Annotated in this window: 18 protein-coding genes; 12 read left to right on the forward strand and 6 right to left on the reverse strand. The window is 47.0% G+C overall.

Annotated elements, in window-relative coordinates; all coding sequences use genetic code 11:
- Positions 1-71: 71 nt before the first annotated feature.
- The 4 genes from R2S67_RS02210 (at position 72) to R2S67_RS02225 (ending at position 5,505) form a co-directional block, all read left to right on the forward strand.
- Positions 72-806 (forward strand): ABC transporter ATP-binding protein, encoded by a 735-nt coding sequence (locus tag R2S67_RS02210; protein WP_317341948.1) that lies wholly within the window; start codon positions 72-74, stop codon positions 804-806.
- Positions 793-3,303 carry an ABC transporter permease gene (locus R2S67_RS02215; RefSeq protein ID WP_317341949.1) on the forward strand — a complete coding sequence of 837 codons (2,511 nt, stop codon included), beginning with the start codon at positions 793-795 and terminating at the stop codon, positions 3,301-3,303. The genes R2S67_RS02210 and R2S67_RS02215 overlap by 14 nt, the downstream gene beginning before the upstream one ends.
- Positions 3,303-4,427, forward strand: coding sequence for a lipocalin-like domain-containing protein (locus R2S67_RS02220; RefSeq protein WP_317341951.1), 1,125 nt, complete (start codon positions 3,303-3,305; stop codon positions 4,425-4,427). The genes R2S67_RS02215 and R2S67_RS02220 overlap by 1 nt, the downstream gene beginning before the upstream one ends.
- Positions 4,428-4,605: 178 nt before the next feature.
- Positions 4,606-5,505 (forward strand): GyrI-like domain-containing protein, encoded by a 900-nt coding sequence (locus R2S67_RS02225; RefSeq protein WP_182019654.1) that lies wholly within the window; start codon positions 4,606-4,608, stop codon positions 5,503-5,505.
- A 59-nt stretch (positions 5,506-5,564) separates the two neighbouring features.
- On the opposite strand, the gene R2S67_RS02230 is transcribed toward R2S67_RS02225, so the two are convergent.
- Positions 5,565-5,987, reverse strand: a complete 423-nt coding sequence (locus R2S67_RS02230; protein WP_005374640.1) for an organic hydroperoxide resistance protein — start codon at positions 5,985-5,987, stop codon at positions 5,565-5,567.
- Positions 5,988-6,124: 137 nt separating this feature from the next.
- Between R2S67_RS02230 and R2S67_RS02235 the strand changes: the two genes are divergently transcribed.
- From R2S67_RS02235 to R2S67_RS02250, 4 genes are all read left to right on the forward strand, one after another.
- Positions 6,125-6,583: a MarR family transcriptional regulator gene (locus R2S67_RS02235; RefSeq protein ID WP_317341954.1), complete on the forward strand. Its 459-nt coding sequence runs from the start codon at positions 6,125-6,127 to the stop codon at positions 6,581-6,583.
- 303 nt (positions 6,584-6,886) lie between these two features.
- Positions 6,887-7,444, forward strand: a complete 558-nt coding sequence (gene ahpC, locus R2S67_RS02240; RefSeq protein ID WP_005395542.1) for an alkyl hydroperoxide reductase subunit C — start codon at positions 6,887-6,889, stop codon at positions 7,442-7,444.
- A 157-nt stretch (positions 7,445-7,601) separates the two neighbouring features.
- Positions 7,602-9,170: an alkyl hydroperoxide reductase subunit F gene (gene ahpF, locus R2S67_RS02245; RefSeq protein ID WP_317341993.1), complete on the forward strand. Its 1,569-nt coding sequence runs from the start codon at positions 7,602-7,604 to the stop codon at positions 9,168-9,170.
- A 917-nt stretch (positions 9,171-10,087) separates the two neighbouring features.
- Positions 10,088-10,507: a VOC family protein gene (locus R2S67_RS02250; protein WP_045545589.1), complete on the forward strand. Its 420-nt coding sequence runs from the start codon at positions 10,088-10,090 to the stop codon at positions 10,505-10,507.
- Positions 10,508-10,584: 77 nt separating this feature from the next.
- Here the strand turns inward: R2S67_RS02250 and R2S67_RS02255 are convergent, their stop codons facing one another.
- Both R2S67_RS02255 and R2S67_RS02260 read right to left on the reverse strand, forming a co-directional pair.
- The gene (locus R2S67_RS02255) at positions 10,585-11,124 is read right to left on the reverse strand and encodes a CAP domain-containing protein (protein ID WP_317341994.1); all 540 of its coding nucleotides are present in this window, start codon (positions 11,122-11,124) and stop codon (positions 10,585-10,587) included.
- A gap of 127 nt (positions 11,125-11,251) precedes the next feature.
- Positions 11,252-12,208 carry a LysR family transcriptional regulator gene (locus tag R2S67_RS02260; protein ID WP_317341995.1) on the reverse strand — a complete coding sequence of 319 codons (957 nt, stop codon included), beginning with the start codon at positions 12,206-12,208 and terminating at the stop codon, positions 11,252-11,254.
- Between the two features lie 126 nt (positions 12,209-12,334).
- On the opposite strand from R2S67_RS02260, the gene R2S67_RS02265 reads away from it, so the two are divergent.
- The 3 genes from R2S67_RS02265 to R2S67_RS02275 all read left to right on the forward strand — a co-directional run bounded on the left by R2S67_RS02265 (position 12,335) and on the right by R2S67_RS02275 (position 14,453).
- On the forward strand, positions 12,335-13,021 hold the full coding sequence (locus R2S67_RS02265; RefSeq protein WP_046875663.1) for a DJ-1/PfpI family protein: 687 nt from the start codon (positions 12,335-12,337) through the stop codon (positions 13,019-13,021).
- Between the two features lie 83 nt (positions 13,022-13,104).
- Positions 13,105-13,590, forward strand: coding sequence for a sigma-70 family RNA polymerase sigma factor (locus R2S67_RS02270; protein ID WP_012842407.1), 486 nt, complete (start codon positions 13,105-13,107; stop codon positions 13,588-13,590).
- Between the two features lie 167 nt (positions 13,591-13,757).
- Positions 13,758-14,453: a VC0807 family protein gene (locus tag R2S67_RS02275; RefSeq protein WP_046875662.1), complete on the forward strand. Its 696-nt coding sequence runs from the start codon at positions 13,758-13,760 to the stop codon at positions 14,451-14,453.
- Between the two features lie 72 nt (positions 14,454-14,525).
- Here the strand turns inward: R2S67_RS02275 and R2S67_RS02280 are convergent, their stop codons facing one another.
- Positions 14,526-15,518 carry a zinc-dependent alcohol dehydrogenase family protein gene (locus tag R2S67_RS02280; protein ID WP_237308910.1) on the reverse strand — a complete coding sequence of 331 codons (993 nt, stop codon included), beginning with the start codon at positions 15,516-15,518 and terminating at the stop codon, positions 14,526-14,528.
- Between the two features lie 88 nt (positions 15,519-15,606).
- Positions 15,607-16,422, reverse strand: a complete 816-nt coding sequence (locus R2S67_RS02285) for a helix-turn-helix transcriptional regulator (RefSeq protein WP_317342140.1) — start codon at positions 16,420-16,422, stop codon at positions 15,607-15,609.
- A 111-nt stretch (positions 16,423-16,533) separates the two neighbouring features.
- Here R2S67_RS02285 and R2S67_RS02290 point away from each other — a divergent pair, with 111 nt between their 5' ends.
- Positions 16,534-17,226: an MOSC domain-containing protein gene (locus tag R2S67_RS02290; RefSeq protein WP_114322693.1), complete on the forward strand. Its 693-nt coding sequence runs from the start codon at positions 16,534-16,536 to the stop codon at positions 17,224-17,226.
- Between the two features lie 51 nt (positions 17,227-17,277).
- Here the strand turns inward: R2S67_RS02290 and R2S67_RS02295 are convergent, their stop codons facing one another.
- Complete coding sequence (locus R2S67_RS02295; RefSeq protein ID WP_005398244.1) at positions 17,278-17,775, reverse strand: cupin domain-containing protein; 498 nt, start codon at positions 17,773-17,775, stop codon at positions 17,278-17,280.
- Between the last annotated feature and the right edge of the window lie 37 nt (positions 17,776-17,812).

Here is a 17,812-nt window from a genome sequence, read left to right on the forward strand (position 1 = left end):
AAGTTTCTAAAGGACTAACTGCAATAGCGATTGCCAAAAGAAACGACACCTTTTGATTGTAGGGAGAGGAAATGGAAAGCCCACTTGTCACACTCAAACACGCCAGCAAAAGCTTTGTTGATGGCAAAGAGAGCCATCGTGTGCTGGAAGGCGTCGACTTCACCCTGAATTCAGGAGCGAGTGTCGCACTGACGGGGGCGAGTGGCAGCGGCAAAAGTACCTTACTCAATATCATCGCTGGCTTTGAGCCGCTTTCCGAAGGTGAGTTGTGGTTAGATGGCGATAACACGGTTGCTTGGAAAGACCCACAATGGAGCCGCTTCCGCCATCAAAAACTCGGGGTTATTTTTCAGCAATTCAACCTCTTAACACCTCTTAACGTAAAGAAAAACATCGCCTTTCCTCTCAATTTGAATCAACAGAAATGGAATGACTGGTGCGATTATCTGGTCGAAACGTTAGGCATCAGCCAGCTTCTCGAGAGGCATATTTCTGCTCTTTCAGGCGGTCAACAACAACGCGTCGCGATTGCACGAGCATTGGCACACAAACCCAAACTTCTGCTTGCCGATGAACCCACAGGAAACCTTGACCAAAAAGCGGGCTTAGAAGTGATGAAACTGTTGAATGAAATCACCACCCAAGGCAATACCGCTGTGCTCTTGGTGACCCACAGCCCTGAGTGTGCCGAGTTCATGCAAACCCAATTACGTTTAAAAGATGGGCGTTTGAAGGATGGTCGTTTGCAAAGCGGACTGACGCAAAATCAGAGCGATGTAAATGAGCAACATCATGAAGCAAGCTAAGCAACCAAACACCAGATTCACTCATATTCGACTCGCCCTGAATCTGTTTGCGGCGCACTATCGGCAGGCACCACTGCAAGCCGCCGCGATTCTGATCGGTATTGTGCTGGCTGTGACCTTGTTTGTTGCGGTGCAAGCCATCAACCTCAATGCCAAGCGCAGTTATGCGGAGTCTACCGAGCAGCTTAGCGCACAAGCTCAGAACTTAATTATTCCACCAGCAGGGCAAAACTATCTGCCCGAATCTCTTTACTTCACCCTTAGACAAAACGGACTCAGTGCAGCGCTACCTATAATCGAAGGGAGAGTGAGAGACGAACAAGGGCGTCGCTGGTCAGTACAAGGTAGCGAGTTGATTGCCGCCATCTCTTCACGTTCTCGCTATTCATCAGAAAACCAGCAGAACGTATCTTTGTTCGACAGTGCTTTACCTTTACCAGAGCTTTTGGCTGGCAAGCCGATCGTGATGATGAGCCAATCTCAACATCAAAACTTAGGAGAGGTAGAAACCCTAACTTTAGACGACATTCCAACCCAAGTGGTGGTATTACCCGATGATTGGCAATTGGGCAGCCGAATGTTGATGGACATTGGCTTTACTCAGCAACTGCTCAATAAACAAGGACAGCTCAGTTATATTGCAGTTTTCCATTCGGGTGATAAAGGGAATAAAGACACGCAAGCAAATTGGCAAAGCATCATTGGTGAGCAAGGGCAATGGATTTCCAATAACCAAAGTACAGACCTTGGCTCGCTGACCGACAGCTTTCACCTCAATCTCACCGCGATGAGCTTACTTGCCTTTTTAGTCGGGTTGTTCATTGCTTACAACGGCGTAAAGTACAGCTTGCTTAAACGCAATCGGCTGTTAGTACAAATTCAACAGGCAGGTGTTGCGTCGAGCATTGTGTTCTCTGCACTGTTAGTTGAACTCACTATCCTCGTTACCATCGGCGCTTCCCTCGGTTTTGTGTTGGGCATGTTGCTTAGCCATTGGCTACATCCGACCGTAGCACTGACTTTAGAACAACTTTACGGCGCGACACTACTGCCCGGCACTTGGCAGTGGCAATGGTGGGCGCAAGCCGTGCTGCTCACGCTAGCCGCAACCCTGTTGGCGTGTTGGCAGCACTTTAAACAACGAGTGCGCCAACCGCTCTCTTCTCATGGCGGATTTTATCAAGCACCTGAAGCCTCTAACGACAACCAATTGTTCGTGATAGGTGCTGCGTTGACGGCTTTCGCACTTGCCGGGTTATGGCTGAGTGAGCATCACCGCTTCACCATGGCGTGGCTCGGCGTGCTTGTGGTGTCGATTCCTTTGTATCTACCCAGAACACTCAGCGTATTAGCCAATTGGTGTGAAAAGCGCACCAGTTCTGGTTTGATGCAGTATCTGTTTGCTGAGCTGCGCGAGCTGATTTCTCCGCTTTCTCTCGCCATGATGGCACTGCTACTCGCCGTTACTGCCAATATGGGGATGAACACCTTGGTGGGCAGCTTTGAATCAACCCTAAAACAGTGGTTAGAACAAAGGCTACACGCCGATATTTACGTCAGTCCTGCCCAAGGAGAAATCGCTGATGTAGAGCGCGCGTTAGGGCAGTTCGACAAGGTTGAGACCGTCTACAAGCAATACTACGTCGACGATAACCTGCAAGGCTTACCGATTTTGCTTGGCACCAAAGACAAAGACACCTTAGAGCAAACCATGGTGTTCAAATCGCATTTGGAGAACTTCTGGTTACGTTTTTACCAAGGTGAATTAGTCGCCATCAGTGAACCAACCGCGGTCAAATTGAGTTTGTCACTGGGTAGCGAGGTCACGCTTGATGCCGTTCCAAGTAAGAACCTACTTGTGGGTGCGGTATTCCACGATTACGGCTCACCTAACGGTGAAGTCTTATTAGCACCAAAGTTATGGCAAGAGAGTGGCTTTACCGACTTGCCAACAAGCCTTGGTATTAAAGTCTCGGGGGACCCACAAATCGTCTACGACCAACTGCGCGAGCAATTGAATCTGCATCCAAGTCAGCTCTACGATCAGGCGCAAATCAAATCCATCGCGTTGGATATATTCTCGCAAACTTTCGCCATTACACGCGCGCTCAACGGCGTGACTTTGATGGTCGCGGTGATTGGTTTGTTCAGTGCTTGCTTCATGTTGCTCGACGCGCGCAAAGCCGCCATTGCAAGGCTGTATGCACTTGGTGTTAGTCGTCGCAAATTAATGACCATGGTGGTCGGACAGATCGTCGCTTTGGTCAGTTTTACTCTGGTTATCGCCCTACCTTTAGGAGCCATGGTGGGTTATGTGCTGACAGACATCGTCACCTTGCGCGCTTTTGGTTGGAGCTTAAATTATCTGTGGAATTGGAGTGATGCCCTCAGTATTGCGGCGATCACCATCTTGGTGGCGGTGATTGCAACCTTGATTCCGATGTGGCGATTGGTCAGCAAGCCTGTCGTATCCAGTTTGCAAAGCGAGGTGTTGTGATGGTTCGGTTGGCAAGCAAACTTACTCTACTCATAAGCAGTCTGTTCCTATTTGGATGTGAAGATCCCCAACAAAAAAATATGGGCACGCAAAATATGGGCACGTTGCTAGGCAGTGGAGATACGCAAAGCGAGAGCAACCTATTCACACCCGTAGAAAAAGGGAATGAACTCACCTTCCCGGCAGACCATCAAGCGCACCCGAATTTTCGTCATGAATGGTGGTACTTAACCGCTAACTTAATTGATGAAGATGGCAACCCACTTGGCGTCCAGTGGACACAATTTCGCTTTGCTGCTGCGCCGCCAACGGGCGAAGATGACGTGAAGAAAACCGAGTGGCAAACTCAGCAAATCTATATGGCGCACAGCGCGGTCACTACAACGGATAAACACTACGCCGATGAAAAATGGTCACGTGACCAAGCCTCTCTAGCTGGCGTCGACACTTCACCATTTCGAGTTTATCTCGATGATTGGCAGTGGACCTCTTCAACCAACGACCTCTTCCCTGCAACTGTGAAGGCTAACTCCGAACAGTTTGGCTATTCGCTGACGCTTACCAGCAGCGCACCTTATCAAAAGCAAGGCGAGCAAGGTTACAGCACCAAAAGTGCCGATGGTCAGGTGGCTTCGTATTACTACAGCCAACCGTTTATTGATGTCTCAGGTCAAGTCACCATCGACGGCGAAACCCATCAAGTGTCGGGCAAAGGCTGGATAGATCGAGAGTGGAGCTCGCAATTCTTACTCGACTCACAACAAGGCTGGGACTGGTTTGCTCTAAGGTTGAGTGACGAGACCAGCTTGGTGGTGTTCCAATTGCGGGATTCCAAAACAGGACAAGCCAGTTACTCCAGCGCAAGGCTGATGCAGCAAGATGGATCTGGCATCGCTATCCCACAAAAAGACATTCAGTTAGAGGCGACCAAGCAAACAGAAATCCAAGGGCGAAAGTATCCAATCCAGTGGCAAGTGTCGATTCCAAATCAGCAAATTGAGCTTACCGTTTCTGCTCTCAACCCGAACGCGAAAATGCCGCTTTCTGTGCCTTATTGGGAAGGCCCAGTGCGTATTGAGGGCTCTCATTCAGGGACAGGTTATATGGAGCTGACGGGATATTAAGCGCTCTGAACAGATTTCAATTACCGTTGAGAAGCCATCTTAAGAACCCTCTCCTACCCGCAACAGAATGCATCACAATCAGAAATAAATGACTACGACGCATTTATTCGATACTAGCCTTGAATCCTTGCTTCGTTGCGGTACGCTTTGAGCAAATCAAACAAGGGTGGCCCCTCTCATGCGTGTCGATTATCACCAACGACTCGTTCCTGTTATTCGCTATCTGGAACAGCACTTTAACGCTCCTCTCAATTTGCTCGAAGTGGCAGCGCTAGCCAACCTATCTCCCTATCATTTTCACCGTACCTTTAAGGCGGTACAAGGCGAAACATTAGCCGACTTCATTCGACGTTTACGGCTAGAGGCGGCAGCAGACGACCTTTTCAAATCAAAGCAACCAGTGCTGAACATCGCGTTAGAGTACGGCTTTTCTAGTTCGCAAAGCCTAGCTAAGGCGTTTAAGCAGCATTATGGCGTAACACCAACCGCCTTTCGCGACTGTAAAAACTACCAGCAATTTTCTGAACTCGCGCGAAACAGCAAGATTGGACACGCACTGCGCAAGAATGGAAACGAACGAGCCCTAAGCGATTCATATACTGACTCTGAACTCACAACATGGAGCAACAATATGGAAACGCAAAACTTTGATAAAGCAAAACTGGCTTACATTCGCGTAAACGGCCCTTACGGCAAAGGCTATGAAGAGCCATCAGGTCGCTTGTATCAATGGGCAGGGATAAAAGGTTTGGCGGGTAATACCTGTATCTTCATTTATCACGATAACCCAGAAATCACGCCAGACGAGAAGTGTCGTACTGACATCTGTCTAATGGTGCCAGAAGATACCGAAGTACCAAAAGGCATTGAGCTGCAAGACTTCCCCGGCGGTCAATATGCGGTGATGCGCCAGCAAATTACCGAATTCAGCCAATACCCTAAAGCATGGGATGATTTGATGAGCAAAGTGGTTGAATCTGGTATTGAAAACGACTGTCGACCTTGCTTCGAACTTTATCATAGCTACGATCCACAAACGCACCATGCAGACGTCAGCTTCTGCACTGCCATCAAATAATCGAAAAAAGCCTGCACGTTCGCAGGCTTTCCTTCTATTAGAAATAATGTCTAAATCGATTAGATCGCTTCGCCGTTTACTGTAACAGCAACATCAATATTGCCACGAACGGCGTTTGAGTATGGGCAAACTTGGTGTGCAATGCGCGTTAGCTCTAATGCTTGTTCTTGTGGCATATCTAGCTCTACCGCTAAGCTCACTGTTAGTGCAAAGCCGCCGTTATCGTTCGGACCAATGCCCACTTCCGCTGTTACGGGTGCACTTTTCAGGTTTACTTTACCTTCACGTGCTACGTGCAGAATCGCGTTAGAAAAACATGCTGAATAGCCCGCTGCGAAAAGCTGCTCAGGGTTAGTTGCTGCACCTGTGCCGCCCATTTCCTTCGGGTATGACAGCTCTAGATCGAGAAGACCGTCATCTGTTTTTACTTGACCATTACGACCAGCCAAAGCAGTAGCTTGAGTTTTGTATAGAGTAGTCATGCGATTGTCCTTCTTAATTTAGGTTGCGCACAATTTAATTGCCTGCAATCTTATATCGAAGTAAAGATCGTTTGCAACTATATTGTGCACAATTTATTTTGTTACTCTCTTTCTCTGTGAGCAGGTAGGCAACGCCAATGAGCCAGTGTTACACCGACAACACCCTGACCAACGACGATAAACTCTTACTCGAAAACCAAGTTTGCTTCCCGCTCTATAGTGCAGCAAATGCGGTGATCCGAGCTTACCGCCCGTTGCTGGACGAGCTTGATCTGACTTATTCGCAATACTTAGTGATGATGGTGTTGTGGGAGAAAGACGGTGCCAGCGTTAAAGAACTGGGCTCGCAACTGCATTTGGATTCAGGCACGCTCACGCCGCTGCTTAAACGCCTAGAAGCAAAAGGCTATGTAGAGCGTGGTCGTAGTGAATCCGATGAGCGCGTTCGCGTACTCAACCTTACAGAGCAAGGTCTTGACCTCAAAGAGCAAGCCAAGTCAGTGCCAAACGCCATGATGTGTAAAATCACGTTAGAGCTGGATGAAATGATCATGCTGAAGAAGTTGTGCGGCAAGGTGCTCGACAATCTGAACTAAAAAATAAAAGCATCAGCTTCCCCACTTCCTATTAGAAAGAGCCTGCCGAGATGCAGGTTCTTTCGATCTTAGCCAGACGATATCTTAAAGGTCATCATCAGTATTCTCTATTACCACTTGGCCTTCCTCTTCAATAAAACCTATCAAAGCAAACTCACTTACATCGGGTTTCTCTATTAAGAAAGATAGGAAATGACTATCAATAGGATAGTTACAAGCAATTTTCCTTAAACACAATCCAATGCGAATATACTTTCCGAAAGCAAGAACTGCTCACCCTAAAACATTCTGAGGAAAGTAAAAATGATTAATACAAAGATCAAACCATTTGCAGCTACAGCATACAAAAACGGCGAATTCGTTGAAGTAACAGAACAAGATGTTCTAGGCAAATGGGCTGTATTCTTCTTCTACCCAGCAGACTTCACATTCGTATGTCCGACAGAACTAGGTGACCTAGCAGACCACTACGAAGAGCTACAAAAACGCGGCGTTGAAGTGTACTCAGTATCAACAGACACACACTTCACTCACAAAGCTTGGCACGATAGCTCAGAAACAATCGGCAAGATCCAGTACTACATGCTTGGCGACCAAACAGGCAACATCACAAACAACTTCGGTGTGATGCGTGAAGGTCAAGGTCTTGCAGACCGTGCAACGTTCCTAATCGACCCAGAAGGTACTATCCAAGCAATGGAAATCACTGCTGAAGGTATCGGTCGTGACGCAGAAGACCTACTACGCAAAGTGAAAGCAGCTCAGTACGTAGCAGCACACCCAGGTGAAGTTTGCCCAGCGAAATGGAAAGAAGGCGAAGAGACGCTAGCTCCTTCTCTAGACCTAGTAGGCAAAATCTAAGCCACTGAATTTAAGCTCAATTTGACATGCTAATTGACGCTTAACTTAGAGAGCATTCCAGGTTAGATACCTTGACGACCTTCTGCCTGGTTTGCTCTCTCCCTACTGATTTTATCCAGAGTAACCACTCTTTTGTTTATTTAAGGTAACAACAACTATGTTAGACCAAGCGATCCAACAACAACTCAAACAATATCTGGCTAATGTAAAAGAAGACGTTCGTCTAGTGGTTAGTCTAGATGAAAGCAAAGCATCGAATGACATTCTGTCTCTGGCGAACCAAATCGCAGAGATGAGCGACTTTATCACCGTTGAACGTGACGACAACGCAAGCGCACGTAAACCAGTGATGACGGTGACCAACCCAGTAAAAGGCACAGCACTTCGCTTTGCTGGCCTACCAATGGGTCACGAATTTACCTCTCTGGTATTGGCATTGCTGCACTCTGGTGGTCACCCAATTAAACTCGAGCCGGAAGTGATTGAACAAATCGCAGCGCTAGATAAAGAATTGGATGTTGAAGTGTTCATTTCACTGTCGTGCCAAAACTGCCCAGACGTTGTTCAAGCGTTCAACATGATGGCGGCGATCAACCCGAAAGTGAAAGCAACCATGATCGACGGTGCACTATTCCAAGATGAAGTGAAACAACGCGACATCATGGCAGTACCAAGCGTATTCGTGAACGGTGAGCTATTCGGTCAAGGCCGTATGTCTTTGACTGAAATCCTAAACAAAGTAGATGACGGCGCGAACGAGAAAGCCGCCAAAGCACTGAGCGAAAAAGACCCATACGACGTGCTAGTTGTCGGCGGTGGCCCTGGTGGTAGTGCAGCAGCACTATACGCAGCGCGTAAAGGTATTCGCACTGGCGTTGTCGCTAAACGCTTCGGTGGTCAGGTGATGGACACCATGGCAATCGAGAACTTTATCTCGGTAAAACGTACTGAAGGTCCAAAACTGGCAACTGACCTAGCCGAGCACCTAAAAGAATACGACGTAGACGTCGTGACTGAGCAACAAGCTGAGAAGCTAATGGGTGCAGCACACACAGAAGATGGCTTGATTCATATCCAACTTGAAAGCGGCGCAACGCTGAAAAGTAAGAGTGTCATCCTAAGCCCTGGTGCACGCTGGCGTGAAATGAACGTTCCGGGTGAGCAAGAGTACCGCAACAAAGGTGTCGCGTACTGCCCACACTGTGATGGTCCACTGTTCAAAGGCAAGAAAACCGCGGTTATCGGTGGTGGTAACTCAGGCATCGAAGCAGCTATCGACCTTGCTGGTATTGTTGAGCACGTAACCGTTCTTGAATTTGCAGACGTACTTCGCGCAGACCAAGTGCTTATCGACAAAGCGAACTCACTACCAAACATCGACATCATCACGATGGCGCAAACCACAGAAGTAGTGGGTGACGGTACTCGTGTAACAAGCTTGAAGTACAAAGATCGTAACACAGATGAAATCAAAGAGATTGAACTGTCAGGTATCTTTGTTCAAATCGGTCTAGTACCGAACACAGAATGGCTAAAAGATTCAGAAGTAGCCCTATCTGAGCGCGGCGAAATTGAAGTTGGTAGCCGTGGTGAAACCAGCCTAGAAGGTGTCTTCGCAGCGGGTGACGCAACGACGGTTCCTTACAAACAGATCATCATTGCGATGGGTGAAGGTGCAAAAGCAAGCTTAGGCGCATTTGACTACCTAATCCGTAAGCAAGGTTAATCTCCAATTTCTTGAGCACAAAGCGCACGGTGCTGTGTTTTCTTCCCCGGAAAACCAATCGGGGCACCGTGACAGCGATGAGGAACAAGAAATAAAATCAAAAGACCTAGAAGCCCAAAGACTTTGCCAGCAGGTATTAACTGCTGGCTTTTTTGGTTTTGGGGAGGGGTGTAAGTACATCCTCCAGCACTCCGAGTTCAAACTGGAGAGACTGGCTCTACAATCGCGGATAATTCAGTTCACTCCACTAGCATCACAACGCGCTGCGAATAGATTCTGAATAATCGCTTAGGCTCCTTCAGAATGACGCTGTTCGTTTAGCGCTCTCTTCACGTCATTACCGCGAACCTAGGTGAGACTGGGAATCTATCCATCGTAAGCTTGAACGAAAGAAATTTACACACATACACGTGACGCATCAACGGTTAGAGGGTTCTGAACATAATCCTCCTCTCAACCTCAAACCACCAACCCCACCTAACCTTCGCTTGTATCAAACTCTAAAGATCTCAACACTCCGAGCTCAAGGTGGCAAGTTCTACAATCGCGGATAATTCAATTCACACCACCAGCATCGAAACGCGCTGCAAATAGATTCTGAATACTCGCTTAGGCTCCTTCAGAATGACGTTGTTCGTTTAGCGCTCTCTTCACGTCATTCCCGCGAACCTAGGTGAGACTGGGAATCTACTCACCACAAACTCGCTCGAAAATGATTAGCACGAACAAAAGATGAAAGAGGGTTGCAAGCACCTAACCCAACTCGCAGATTCAAGTACCACCCCACCGAATCTCTCCATGTATCAAGATCCAAAGATATCAACCCTAAAAAATTTTAAAAAAGCTCTTTACCTCAACTTAACTTGAGGTTTTAGCATGTTCATCGTTGGCTAGGAAATGACAAAAAGGAGCACATCATGATCCAACTAGAACATATTAATTTAGTCGTGAAAAACATCCCTGAAATGCTGAAGTTTTATCAAACTGCATTTCCACATTGGTACGTGCGTGATGAGGGGAAAGGCGAATGGAGTGGTAAGCCAAGAAACTGGCTACATTTTGGCGACGAGTATCAATACATTGCCATGAGTGACCACGGTGAAGGAGAGAACCGCGAGTTGGGCGGCCACCAAGTAGGGCTAGCGCATTTTGCTTATGTGACCAACAACGTCGATGCCATCACAAAAAGACTGACCGATGCAGGTTATCCGATTGCCCAACCTGGGGCTGATGAGCCATATCGCAAGAATGTGTATTTTGTTGACCCTGCAGGTTTTGAGATCGAATTCGTTGAATACCTGACGGATGATCCAAAACTTCGTAACCTGACAAGCTAAAAGAGACGTAAATAATAAAACGCCAGCAGATGGTTACTGCTGGCGTTTTAGTTTATCTATCAGGTTTCTTGATCGCATTAGCGCTGTTTGGCAAAAACCTGAGTCCAGTAATACCCGTAGCTTGCCGAGTGATTTTCGACAAGCGACGCGCCCATCTGATCAAAATCCGAACTCATGATATTTAGGCAGTGACCTTCGCTCGATAACCAAGCATTAACGACGGCGTTAATGGAACTTTGCCCTACGGCGACATTCTCACCAATAGCGCTCCAAGCATAGCCCGTTGCGTTGATTCGATCTGACATATTGCTGCCATCGGAGCCTGTGTGACTCATGAAATCGCTGTTCGCCATGTCGCTTGAGTGTCGATAAGCGGCGCTTTCCAAAGCGTAGCTCCAAGTCAGGGCCCCAACAGGTGGCATGGTGGTTGCGCCACACTGTTGTGTAGTAGAGCGAGCGCTGTTGACCGCTTCGAGCATCTGCTCGGCAAATGTGCCTTGTGACGATGTGGAACCTGTGTTTTGAGAGCCGCTGTCTACAGGTGCTGACGACTCCCCGTCGCCGCCACATGCGCTGAGAAGTAGAGCCAAAACTGGCACTAAGATCTTAGTTGGCATTGTCTTTCCTTTATGAGTGACGAAGAGCAAACTGCGCTTGTCGATAATAACGCCCAATAACCTAACAAAAACCCATAAAAGCACCATATGGCTTGGAGTGTTTTAACCAAAGACTCACATGAAGTTTTCAATCTCCTTGGTTCGGTTGGTAAATCGGCAACGTTTCAGCCCACGTATGGAATGGCGTTTCATCCATATCCTGTATCGCTTGGGTGATAAAATCGATGAACACCCTTACTCGGGCAGGCACATATTCCCGGTTGGCATAGAGAAGATACACGCCATTTCCTGCTTGGCGCATACTCGGAAATATCGGCACTAAACGCCCCGATTTAAGCCAGTCTCTCGCGATAAAATGAGGGATCTGAGTTAATCCTAAGCCTTCTGCGCAAAGCTCTGCCATGGATTCACCGTCATTTACAATATAGTTTCTTTCGGGGTCATATTCACTCGCACCGTCTGGTTCTGGCATCCGAATCGGCAACAGTTTCCCCGTTTGTTTAAAACGAAAACGAACCCAAGAATGGTCATTGAATACATCCGGGCCACTCGGAACACCATGGCGCGCTAAGTAATCCTGACTGGCACAAATGATAAAATCGATAGGGCTCAGCTGGCGCACAATCAACTGGCTGTCCTGAACGACACCAGATCTAATCGACACATCAATACCTTGCTCAATAATATCAACGTAGGCGTCATCGTAATGAATATCGATAGTGATGCAGGGGTAGCGGCGACAAAACTCTTTTAATAAAGGGCGAATGTAAAGGCGACCGTAGGAGACCGGCACATTAATCTTAAGCAGTCCTGAAAGCGCATCATTGTGGCTTTTCAATGAATCCTCACACGCCGTCAGTTCGTCCAGTACAAACCTAGCGGTATTTGCGTATCGACGACCGGCTTCTGTCAGACGGATCTGTCGCGTAGAACGTTGGAAAAGCTGTATTCCCAAGTCGCTTTCAAGACGATGGATGGCCTTACTCACCGTAGAAGGGTCTGTGCCATACGCTTTGGCGGCCGCAGCAAAACTGCCACCTTCTAAAGTGGCAATAAAAAATCGTAGGGACCGTATCTTATCCATAAAACTCGTGCACTCCATTCGTGAACTTTATTCACTTTAGTAAAGACAAAGTGGCTATTCAATCACCAATCAGCCCAAATATAATGAATCTCAATAACTTGATGCTCTGTTAGCGAGGAAAAAATAATGGGTAAAAATGGATTAAAGAATGCACTACAACTATTGATAGCGACCTTAGTCCTATTCTTTGGGATGCTTCAAACGGCACATGCGGCGGATAAACGCATTGGCATTCTAGTTTACGACGGCGTACTGACCTCTGATGTTACTGCGCCTTTAGAGGTCTTTGGCGTCGCAAGTCGGCTGACTTGGTTTAGTGATTATGAAGTGCTCACTATTTCCGTCTCTGAGCAGAAAACCATCACCACTGAAGAGGGATTAAAAATTGGTGTGGATGCTTGGATTGGCGATCAGCCGGAACTCGACGTGCTGGTTTTAACATCCAGCTACGACATGGATGCGCTAATCGAAAACAAGGATCTCATTCACTTTATTCAAACCACATCAAAGGCGGCAGATTGGATGGCAAGTAATTGCTCTGGTGCGTATCTATTGGCCGAGGCTGGCCTTTTAAACGGTAAGAAAGCGACGACGTGGGCAGGAGGTGAAAACGGATTACAAAAAGACTATCCAGCAGTTGATGTACAGGTCGACCAGAATTTTGTTGTTGATGAGGGTGTCATCACCTCAAACGGCAGCCTAGTTAGCTATCAAGCCGCCCTTAAATTGCTGCATCTCATGACTTCAGAATCTAAAGCTCAAGAAGTCGCAGACGCCCTTCAATACTCACGTTTTTCTACCCAGCCCTTTTAAGCGGGCAAGAACGAAACCGCAGGTAACCTTCGAAGCTTCAGAGGTTACCTGCTGCTCAGCTCTACACTTCTGATCTTAATGCTATGGAAAAACACAAACGATACGAAGCACTGACGAAGGAGCGATACCAAGATATCTATCGTCTCGCATATTGGCTATGCAAAGATCATCACCTTGCTGAAGATTTGGCGCAAGACACCTTCCTGAAAGCGTGGCGATTCTTTGATAACTTAAATGATCCCAATGCCGCGAAGCCTTGGCTCATCACCATTTTGCGTCGTGAGAATGCTCGGCGCTTTGATAAAAAGCAGTACGATTTTGTCGATATTGATGAGTGTGTAATACAGGCAAAAACCTACCCTGGCAGTGACCACGACATGGCACAAGATTGGCTTCAAAAACAAATGATGATTCTCGAACCCAAATACCGAGAGCCATTGGTCTTAAAACTCGTAGTCGGGTTTAATCATAATGAAATTGCTCAAGTATTAGAGCTTAATCACAACACCGTGGCGACTCGATTATTCAGAGCACGCAATCAGATCATTGCGCAGAGGGAGCGCGATTAAGACACAAAAAAGTAGTCAATCATGTCAACTAACTGGCTATGCTCCGGTCTATTTCATAAGTCGTTACACAACTCGGCGCTTTAACGCTTTACATCAAGCGCGACTAGATGAACACTTCTCGTCAAAGTACAATAACAGCCGACATAGAGTAGAGTCAGTAAAACATTATGAGTAACACAACGGCGAAAAAGCCGAATCCCCTATTCGAGATTCTTTTTAACGTATTCATCCCTTCCTTTATTTTGATGAAGTTTAGCGGCGATGAACACCTAGGAACAGCAATGGCGCTGGTTGTCGCTTTGCTATTTCCTATCATTTACGGCGGTATGGACCTTGTCCGGAACAAGAAATTTAACTTTATTTCTGCACTTGGCTTTATCAGTGTTTTATTAACTGGCGGCATTGGCTTGTTAGAGCTTGATACACGTTGGTTAGCCTTGAAAGAAGCCCTGATCCCTGGCCTGATCGGTTTAGCGGTTTTGGGCTCAACGTTTACCCGCTACCCACTGATGCAGAAGTTAGTACTGAATGACACGGTATTGAATTTATCGCTGATTAACGAACGCTTGAAAGAGAACGGTCAATCAGAGGCATTTGAACGTTGTCTAATGTCATCAAACTATCTGTTTGCGAGTACTTTTGCGTTCTCATCCGCGATGAACTACTTCCTTGCGACTTGGATCGTGACCAGTCCTTCGGGCACGGCTGCCTTTAATGAAGAGTTGGGTAAGATGACGCTTTACAGCTACCCGATGATTGCAATTCCAAGCATGTTAATGATGTTCGGTATTTTTTATTACATTTGGCGTCAAGTACGTACGATGACATCGCTCGAAACAGAACAAATTTTCCATCTAAAATAGTCCCATCATTACAAATAACCCATCAAAAAGGGAGGATTTTATCCTCCCTTTTCTCAACAGACTCACTGTAATTCATAGCGTCAAAATGATTTTTCCTGACACTGCCGATGAGCGTTGCTCAACCATTTCAATCGCAGTTTGAAAATCCTCTAGTGGCAGCTCAGACGCTACATTTAACTTTATATCGTTGGCAATAAAGTGGTCTAACATTTCAGCGAATACCGCTTTTCTCCCGCCTTTACCTACCGACTCTTCCCAATATCGCAAAAAGAAGGTGCTAAAGTCGATGTTGTTGGTCTTCATCGATTCAAAAAACGCCGGCGTATAAGGCGCCAACGACAACGTTCCGTAGTTGATGTATTGACCGTTTTCTTTCAAGGTACGAATGAGATACGTGCCAGCCTCACCGCCTATCGCATCCAAAGCGGCCGTTGGTTGTGGCAGTTTGCGCGTTTGCAGTTGCACGTGTAAGTCTTGCTTCGCGTCCAACACTGGAATCGTATCGTATGGATACTCGTCTGGCTTTGAAGTCACAGCAATCAGTGTAAAACCCAGTGAATGAGCAAGCTGGGCAAATATCTTACCGATCGCTGACCCTGCCGCATTGATGATCACCACATCACTTTTGTTCAACTTAGCCACTTTCGTGGTGATAACCCACGCGGTTAGCGCATTGATGTACAACTGGCAGGCATAGCCGTTATCCAAACTTTCAGGTAGCGGAAAAAGATTCTCAGGCGAAGCATCTATGCAGTATTGCCAAGTACCACTCATCGCCACCAACACTTTTTGCCCAACTTGAAGGCCAGTTTGACCAACAGCACTGACGTCCACCACACGCCCAACCGCTTCAAATCCCGGCACGCGAGGTGGTACGTGAACGCGGCGGTATTGCCCAACACCATAAATGGAAAGCAAGTCACTTGGGTTAATGTTTGTAGCTTCGAGCCTCACCCGAATCTTGCCCTGAACAAGCGGTTTGAGGGGCTCTTTTTCCAACGACAGCGACGTTTTGGGCTGACCAAAACAGAATTGATTCACTCGAGTATTTATCGTTGGTGCCATTGTTATTCATACCATGTAATTGAAATTAAAAAGGGACGTTTCGCGACTTCTTCTCAAAAGCATTAAGTGAAGTCGAAGCTCTGTATTTCTACCTGCGCGATGCGCCGTTCACTCTAAACTGTTGTGGCGTCATATCAAAATAGGCTTTAAATGCTTTGATGTAGGAGGAGTCGTTTTGATAACCCACTAGGTCTGCAATGGCTTGGATTGGCAACGATTCATCTAACAAAGAAAGCGAGTAAATCAGCCGAATTTGTTGCCGCCAAAGCAGAAATGAAGTGTTGAATTCCTTGGCGAACAACCGTGATAAAGTGCGCTCAGACGCCCCAATTTTCTCCCCCCACTCTTTTAGCGAACAGCTCAACGCGGGCTCGTCAGTCAGTTGCTCGAAAATCAGTTTTAGTCGGCGATCTGGTGGCAGTAATAACTGAAATGTCTGCACGTTGCTTTTCAAAATTTGATCATGCAACACCGCCAGCAAATGCAGCACTTCTTCGTGGCTTGTCTCACCTTCACACTGTCTGCGGATCTCTTGTAAAAGCTCATTTAAAAACGGCGTTAAAGCAATGGTTCTCACTTGTGGCTCGTACGTTGCGCCAAACGCAGGGTTGAGGTAAATGCCAACAAATATCGTATTGCTCAGAGCAATCGACTCGTGTTGAACACCCGCAGGAACAAATAACGCAGAAGTGTGCGGAACCAAATGCTGATAATGCTCCGTTTGCGTTTGCAATAACCCTTTGATAGGAAAGATGATTTGATGCCAAGTGTGTTGATGTAGCGCATCAATGTAACCTTTTGGCATGTCGATGGTTTTCACCAAAACAGGAGAATGGGGATTCGCGGCCATCATTTCATTGGAGGTCATGACGCCTGACTTCGAATCAATTTGGCGAGTTAGCATTGTTGATTGTCTTTTCATCCCTATTCCGACACAAGTTCACTAGGCTATCATGCTCCGCATCGCGAATGAAGGTAAACACTTTATCTCTCATTCAAATAATAAGGAGGTTACATGAAGAAAATCGGCGTCGTAAAAGCTGTGCTAGCAGGGAAAACTGTCCCTTATGCTCATGGAGCGCAAAGCGCAATCAACAAACAAGTGTTGCCCGAGCGCCAGCACGCAACAGAGCTTGGTTTTACCAGTGATGAGCAAGGCGATCCGCGCTTTCATGGTGGGATTCAAAAAGCGCTTCATATTTACCCAAGCGAGCACTACCCAATCTGGCAACAAGAATTAGGCGAAAGAACTATTTTCCAATCCGCTGGCGGCTTTGGCGAAAACATCAGCTCCGAGGGCGTCACCGAATCCACGATTTGCTTGAAAGATAAAATCCGTATCGGCTCAACACTACTTGAAGTGTCGCAAGGTCGCATGCCTTGTTGGAAACTTAACGTACGATTTGACCAACACGACATGGCGAGAAGACTGCAAGATACGCTTCGAACAGGCTGGTATTTCCGAGTATTGGAAGAAGGCGATATCGGTGCAGGTGACGAGATTATTCTGTGTGAAAGACCTTATCCAGAATGGCCATTGGCTCGCATCATGGGCGCGGTTTTCACTGGCTGTTTAGATAGAGAAGAACTCACTAAGCTGTCTGAACTGCCGTTAGTCGAGTCTTGGGGCAAGTTGGTCGAGCGCCGCCTAGAAACTGGCGAAGTCGAGGATTGGGAAATGCGCTTGGTTGGCCCAACAAGACAATAAAAAACGCAGAGTAAAAGCTCTGCGCTCACTATAAAAACGTGGCCTTGGTTATTACTGTCCTGCTGCATACTGACCATCGGTGACCTGCTCTTTCCAGATAACGTTTTCACCGTCTTTTGACGCCGTAACCACTAGGTGAGTCATTGGCGCATTTGGTGTTGCACCGTGCCAATGGTCGATACCAGGAGGACACCAAACACTATCACCAGCAGCAAATCGAATTACATGCCCATCACGCGTTCCTGTAAGTGCGGTACCGGAAGTGACGATCATGTGTTGTCCTGCAGGGTGAGTATGCCAAGCGGTTCGAGCTCCTGCATCAAAAGTGACATAGGCGGCGCTGTAGTTTGCAACTTCGTTTTCAGGAAACAACATCTCGACGTTAACTTTCCCGGTAAATAGGTTTTCAGGTCCTTGAAACGATTTCTGATCAGCAGAGCGATAAACTTGCTGCGAAGATGAGTTACCATCGGCTGCTTGAGCGATTGGAAGCATAAATCCCGTCGACAACAGCACAGACCAAATAAACAATGATGATTTATTTTTCATAAAACGAATTCCTTTCTAATTGATATGATTGGCCAAA

Source organism: Vibrio sp. T13N, assembly GCF_032970445.1.
GTDB lineage: Bacteria > Pseudomonadota > Gammaproteobacteria > Enterobacterales > Vibrionaceae > Vibrio > Vibrio diabolicus.